The sequence below is a fragment of the Micromonospora foliorum genome (assembly GCF_022229015.1).
Classification (GTDB): Bacteria; Actinomycetota; Actinomycetes; order Mycobacteriales; family Micromonosporaceae; genus Micromonospora; species Micromonospora foliorum.
Genome location: NZ_JAKKFF010000348.1, coordinates 1 through 5,066 on the forward strand (window position 1 = coordinate 1; position 5,066 = coordinate 5,066).

5 protein-coding genes and 1 pseudogene are annotated in these 5,066 nt (G+C 72.5%); 5 read left to right on the forward strand and 1 reads right to left on the reverse strand.

The window, feature by feature from the left end; genetic code table 11:
• Positions 1-804, reverse strand: a pseudogene (locus PSH25_RS23880) (bifunctional DNA primase/polymerase); the annotation flags it as partial.
• Between the two features lie 328 nt (positions 805-1,132).
• On the opposite strand from PSH25_RS23880, the gene PSH25_RS23885 reads away from it, so the two are divergent.
• The 5 genes from PSH25_RS23885 to PSH25_RS23905 form a co-directional block, all read left to right on the forward strand.
• Positions 1,133-2,362: a helix-turn-helix domain-containing protein gene (locus PSH25_RS23885; RefSeq protein WP_238661197.1), complete on the forward strand. Its 1,230-nt coding sequence runs from the start codon at positions 1,133-1,135 to the stop codon at positions 2,360-2,362.
• A 16-nt stretch (positions 2,363-2,378) separates the two neighbouring features.
• Positions 2,379-2,951, forward strand: a complete 573-nt coding sequence (locus PSH25_RS23890) for a flavoprotein (protein WP_238661198.1) — start codon at positions 2,379-2,381, stop codon at positions 2,949-2,951.
• Positions 2,952-3,069: 118 nt separating this feature from the next.
• Complete coding sequence (locus PSH25_RS23895; protein ID WP_372492835.1) at positions 3,070-3,906, forward strand: Nif3-like dinuclear metal center hexameric protein; 837 nt, start codon at positions 3,070-3,072, stop codon at positions 3,904-3,906.
• Entirely contained in the window at positions 3,896-4,633 is a 738-nt protein-coding gene (locus tag PSH25_RS23900) for a zinc ribbon domain-containing protein (RefSeq protein WP_238661200.1), read from the forward strand. The genes PSH25_RS23895 and PSH25_RS23900 overlap by 11 nt, the downstream gene beginning before the upstream one ends.
• A gap of 3 nt (positions 4,634-4,636) precedes the next feature.
• The coding region (locus tag PSH25_RS23905) for a reverse transcriptase-like protein (RefSeq protein WP_238661201.1) at positions 4,637-5,066 on the forward strand (430 nt) is incomplete at its 3' end.

Below are 5,066 nucleotides of genomic sequence, written 5' to 3' on the forward strand. Positions count from 1 at the left end.
GCGCCGTGGCTGCGGGTCACCGGAGGTGTTGTCTGCCTCCCGCAGGGTCGCGAACGTCACGGCCGCCTCGTTGAGCAGCGTGGCCACCGCGCGGGGCGACTTCTTGGCCCGGTCCTCGAACGCGCCGGCGCAGCGGACCCAGACCAGGTACTCGACGTCGTCCACCTCGCCGACCCGGGGCACCTCGAAGTCCAGGCCCTTGGTCCAGTCCTCGCGGGTGTTCTGCGGGGCGCCCCACGGGTTGCCCTTGTTCTCCAGGTTGCGCAGCGTCACCCCGGCGGCGCGCAGCGCCCCGATCAACGTGTTCTGCACGAGGTACGAATCCGGAAGCTGCCAGCGCGCCTGCTCCGGGGCGACCGCCCAGCGGACCGTGCCCTCCGGCAGCCGGGTGGGTGGCGCGGGGATCCACGAGCCCGGCCCGTGCCGGACCACGTGGAAGCAGTGCTCCAACTCCGGCCGGAGCGGGTCGCCGGGGCGGACCAGGAACATCCACCGCCCGGTGGGCGTGACCAGCACCGGTCCGCGTACGCCGGTGCCGGCCGGGTGGATCTGGACCGCGTCGAGCACGTGCCGGCCGAGGTGGGCGGGCACCTCCAGCACGTCGAAGGCCCGGCCGGTGGGCAGCAGCACCCCGTGCGGTCGGCTCCGCCACCAGGTTGCCACCCGGGCCGGGTCGGCGCTGGCGCCCAGTTCCCAGTTCTCCAGGGCGGGATGGCAGCCCACTGTGGGACAGCCGGCCCGGCCGCAGACGAAGCGGCTGCGGGCCAGACAGGCACCCGGGGTGACCTCCCAGCCGTGTACGGCGTAGCGGATGGCGACCCGCCGCAGCCGGACGCGTTCCAGCGGCGACAGTTCGGCGACGCGTGGTCCGACATTCCCCCACATGTATGCCAACTCCTCTCGTCGGGCCCGGCGTTCGCCAGGTCGCATGTCGAGCACCGTCACTGCCGTAACCCACGATCGTTGAGGTTGACGAACGGCTCGTGCAACTTGCACGAAAAGTACGAGGACTAGCTGTACGGCTGACGTACATCCTGTGCGACCAGGCAAAACCTGAAAGTGAACGGCAGTCGCCGCACCCGCGGACATCGCCCCGACTCGATTGGTGTCGGTGGCAGGGGAGGATGGGGAGATGGACGAGCTACCCATAGGACGGCGAGTTGCCTACTGGCGGGGGCGACGCAAGATGTCGCAGCAGGTCTTCGCGGACCGGCTGGGCAAGTCCAAGAGCTGGGTGGACAAGGTCGAACGCGGCGTCCGCCGGTTGGACAAGTTCTCCGTCCTCTACGAGATCGCCGACATCCTCCAGATGGACGTGCAGCTCCTGATGGGCAAGGATCCGGAGCGGCGCGCCGACGCCCTCAACTGCATCGACCAGGTCGAGGTGCAGGAGATCCGGGCGGCGCTGGAACGCTACGACTCGATGAGCGCGTACTTCGACGCGGCGCCGTACCCGCCACCGATGGACGACATGCGCAAGGCCGTCAACCACGCCTGGCTCACCTACCAGTACGGCCGCTACGGGATGCTCACCCGGGCCCTGCCCAAGCTGCTGCGCGACGCCCAGGCGGCCGACGCCGCCTACGGCGGTGACCAGGCCGCCGAGGCGGCCCACCTGCTCGGGCAGGTCTACCAGATCGCCTCCTCGGTGCTGCGCAAGCTCGGCGAGTGCGAGCTCGCCTGGTTGGCCGCCGACCGGTCGATGGCGGTGGCGCAGCGGGCCGACGACCCGCTGCTGGCCGGGATCGCCACCACCCGGGTGTGCAACGCGCTGGTCGCGATGGGGCGGGCCCGCCCGGCCCTGGAGCTGAACGTCCAGATCGCCAACCGGCTGGCACCGGGTGGGAGCAACGAGATCTCCCCGGCCCGCCTCTCCGTCTACGGGATGCTGCTGCTGCAGGGCGCGATGGCCGCGTCCCGCATCGGTGACTCGGCCAGCGTCGACGACCTGATCAACTGCGCGCAGGAGGCCGCCACCCTGCTCGGCGGCGACCACAACCACTACTGGACGTCGTTCGGCCCGACGAACGTCGAGCTGCACCGGGCCGCCGCCGCGGTGGAGCTGGGCGACGGGGGGCGGGCCGTGGAGGTGCACCAGCTGCGCATCGCGGAGCCCTCCTTCAACGCCCTGCTGCCCGAGCGCCGCGCCCACCACCTGCTCGACATCGCCCGCGGGTACGCCCAGATAGGTGACGTGGCCAACGCCGGGGAGATGCTGCTGCTCGGTGATCGGCTCGCCCCGTCGGAGATCCGCTGCCGGCCGATCGCGCACGAGGTGATGTCCGACATCCTCCGTCGCACACGTGGTGCGCCGCCTTCTCCGGTAGCGGAGTTGGCTGAGCACATGGGAGTAGGGGTATGAGCGCGGAGCCGGTCTGATGGCCGGTGCAGCGCGCAACAGCGGGCACCGCGAGGTGCTCTACGTCATCGCCTGCGGTTCGCCGCTGGCTCGGCACGTCGGTCGTCTGGTCGACCTCGCCCAACAGGACGGTTGGGACGTCTGCGTGGTCACCACGCCGGACGGCGCGAAGTTCGTCGACCAGGCGGCCCTGATCCGGCAGACCGGCCACCCGGTGCGGACGCACTACAAGAATCCCGGTGACCCGGACGTGCTGCCGCCCGCCGACGCCATGATCGTCTGCCCGGCCACCGTCAACACGGTCAACAAGTGGGCGGCCGGGATCACCGACACCCTGGCGCTCGGGCTGTTGGTCGAGGCCCAGGGCAAGGGCGTCCCCATCGTGGCGGTGCCGTACACCAACGCGGCGATGGCCTGCCACCCGGCGTTTCGGGCCGGGGTGGCCCGGCTGGCCGAGTGGGGCGTCACGGTGCTCTTCGGCGACGACGTGATCGCTCTGCACCCGCCGGGAACGGGGGAACAGCACACCCACGCCTTCCCCTGGGCGATGCCGCTGGCGGCGCTGCAGACCGTCTCCTGGAGCGCCGCCTGACGCGTCCGGCGGATCTTCCGCCCGACGCGGCCGGGCCGGGTGTCACCGCCCGGTGGCCTCCACGCCGGTAAGCTGGCCCGCCGTGAGCACAAGCGGATCCGCCCCCACGGTCAGCGACGTGGTGACCGAGCTGGAACGGCGCTTTCCGCCGGTCTGGGCGGAGGAGTGGGACCGGGTCGGCCTGGTGCTCGGCGAGCCGGCCGCCCCGGTCCGCCGCGTCCTCTGCGTGGTCGACGTGGTGCCCGAGACGGTCGACGAAGCCCTCGCCGCCGACGCGGACATGATCGTCTCGCATCACCCGCTGCTGCTGCGCGGGGTTTCGTCGGTCGCCGCGACGACCTTCAAGGGGCGGATCATCCACCGGCTGATCCGGGCCGGGGTGGCGCTCTACGCGGCGCACACCAACGCCGACGTAGCCTCCCCGGGCGTCTCCGACGCACTCGCCGCCCGCTTCGGGCTCACCGGTCTGCGCCCGCTACAGCGCCCCGCGCCCGGCTCGCCCGCCCACGGCGACGACAGGGGTTTCGGCCGGATCGGCGAGCTGCCCGAGCCGATGACCCTCGCCGAGCTGACACGGCACGCCGCCGCGGTGCTCCCCGTCACGTCCTGGGGAGTTCGCGCGGCGGGGGATCCCGGGCGTATGGTTCGTACCCTCGCCGTCAGCGGCGGGTCGGGGGACAACTTCCTCGGCGCCGCGACCGCCGCCGGGGTGGACGCGTTCCTCACCGCCGACCTGCGGCACCACCCGGCCGGCGAGCACCTCGCCGCCGATGGTCCCGCCCTGATCGACGCCGCCCACTGGGCGACCGAACGACCGTGGCTGGACGACCTGGCCGCCTTCCTCCGGGAGGCGCTGGACGTCGAGACGCTGGTGTCCGACCTGGACACCGACCCGTGGACCGTGCACGCCGCCGCACCCGTTGTGGACGACAAGGAGCCCGACCGTGAAGGCTGACCCTCAGGTGCAGCGCCGCCTGCTCGACCTCCAGGCGATCGACACCAACCTCGCCCAGCTCGCCCACCGCAGGCGAACGCTTGCCGAGCGGGCCGAGCTGGAGTCGCTGGCCCGGGAGCTGTCGTCGATGGAGGACGAGCGGGTCCGCGCCCAGGTGGCGGTCGACGACCTGGACCGGGACATCGCCCGGTTGGAGAAGGACGTCGAGCAGGTCCGGGCCCGCAAGGAGAAGGACGAGAACCGGCTGGCCGCCGGCACCGGCCCGGCCCGCGAGCTGGAGGCGCTCCAGCACGAGCTGGTTTCGCTGAAGCGTCGCCAGGGCGACCTGGAGGACGCCGAGCTGGAGCTGATGGAGCAGCGGGAGACCGCGCAGGGCGTACTGGACGGCGTCGAGCAGCGGCTGGCCGAGACCCGGGACAAGCGGGCCGCGACCGAGCAGCGCCGCGACGAGGCGCTGGCCGAGATCACCAAGGAGGAGGAGTTCAAGCGGGGCGCCCGGCAGCCGCTCGCCGCCGACCTCCCGAGCGAGCTGGTCACCCTCTACGACAAGATCCGCGCGGACACCGGGCTGGGTGCCGCGCTGCTCACCGCGGGCCGTTGCGGCGGGTGCCGCCTGGAGCTGTCCGGCGCCGACCTGGCCCGGATCCGCAAGGCCGCCCCCGACGACGTGGTCCGCTGCGAGGACTGCCGACGGATCATGGTTCGCACCAACGAGTCGGGCCTGTAGGTCGTGGCGCCGCGCGTGGTCTCCATCGAGGCCGACGGTGGGTCCCGGGGCAACCCCGGCCCCGCCGGCTACGGCGCGGTGGTCCGCGACCCGGAGACCGGCGAGGTGCTCGCCGAGCGCTCCGAGTCGCTCGGCACGGCCACCAACAACGTCGCCGAGTACCAGGGCCTGATCGCCGGGTTGACCGCCGCCGCCGAACTGGGCGCCGCCGAGGTGGACGTCCGGATGGACTCCAAGCTGGTGGTCGAGCAGATGTGCGGCCGATGGCAGATCAAGCACCCCGGCCTGCGCCCCCTCGCCGCCCAGGCCGCCGCGCTGGTGGGCCGGTTCACCGCGGTCCGGTTCAGCTGGATCCCGCGCGAGCAGAACCGGCACGCCGACGCCCTCGCCAACGCCGCCATGGACGCCGCCGCGGGCCGCCCCCCGGCAACTG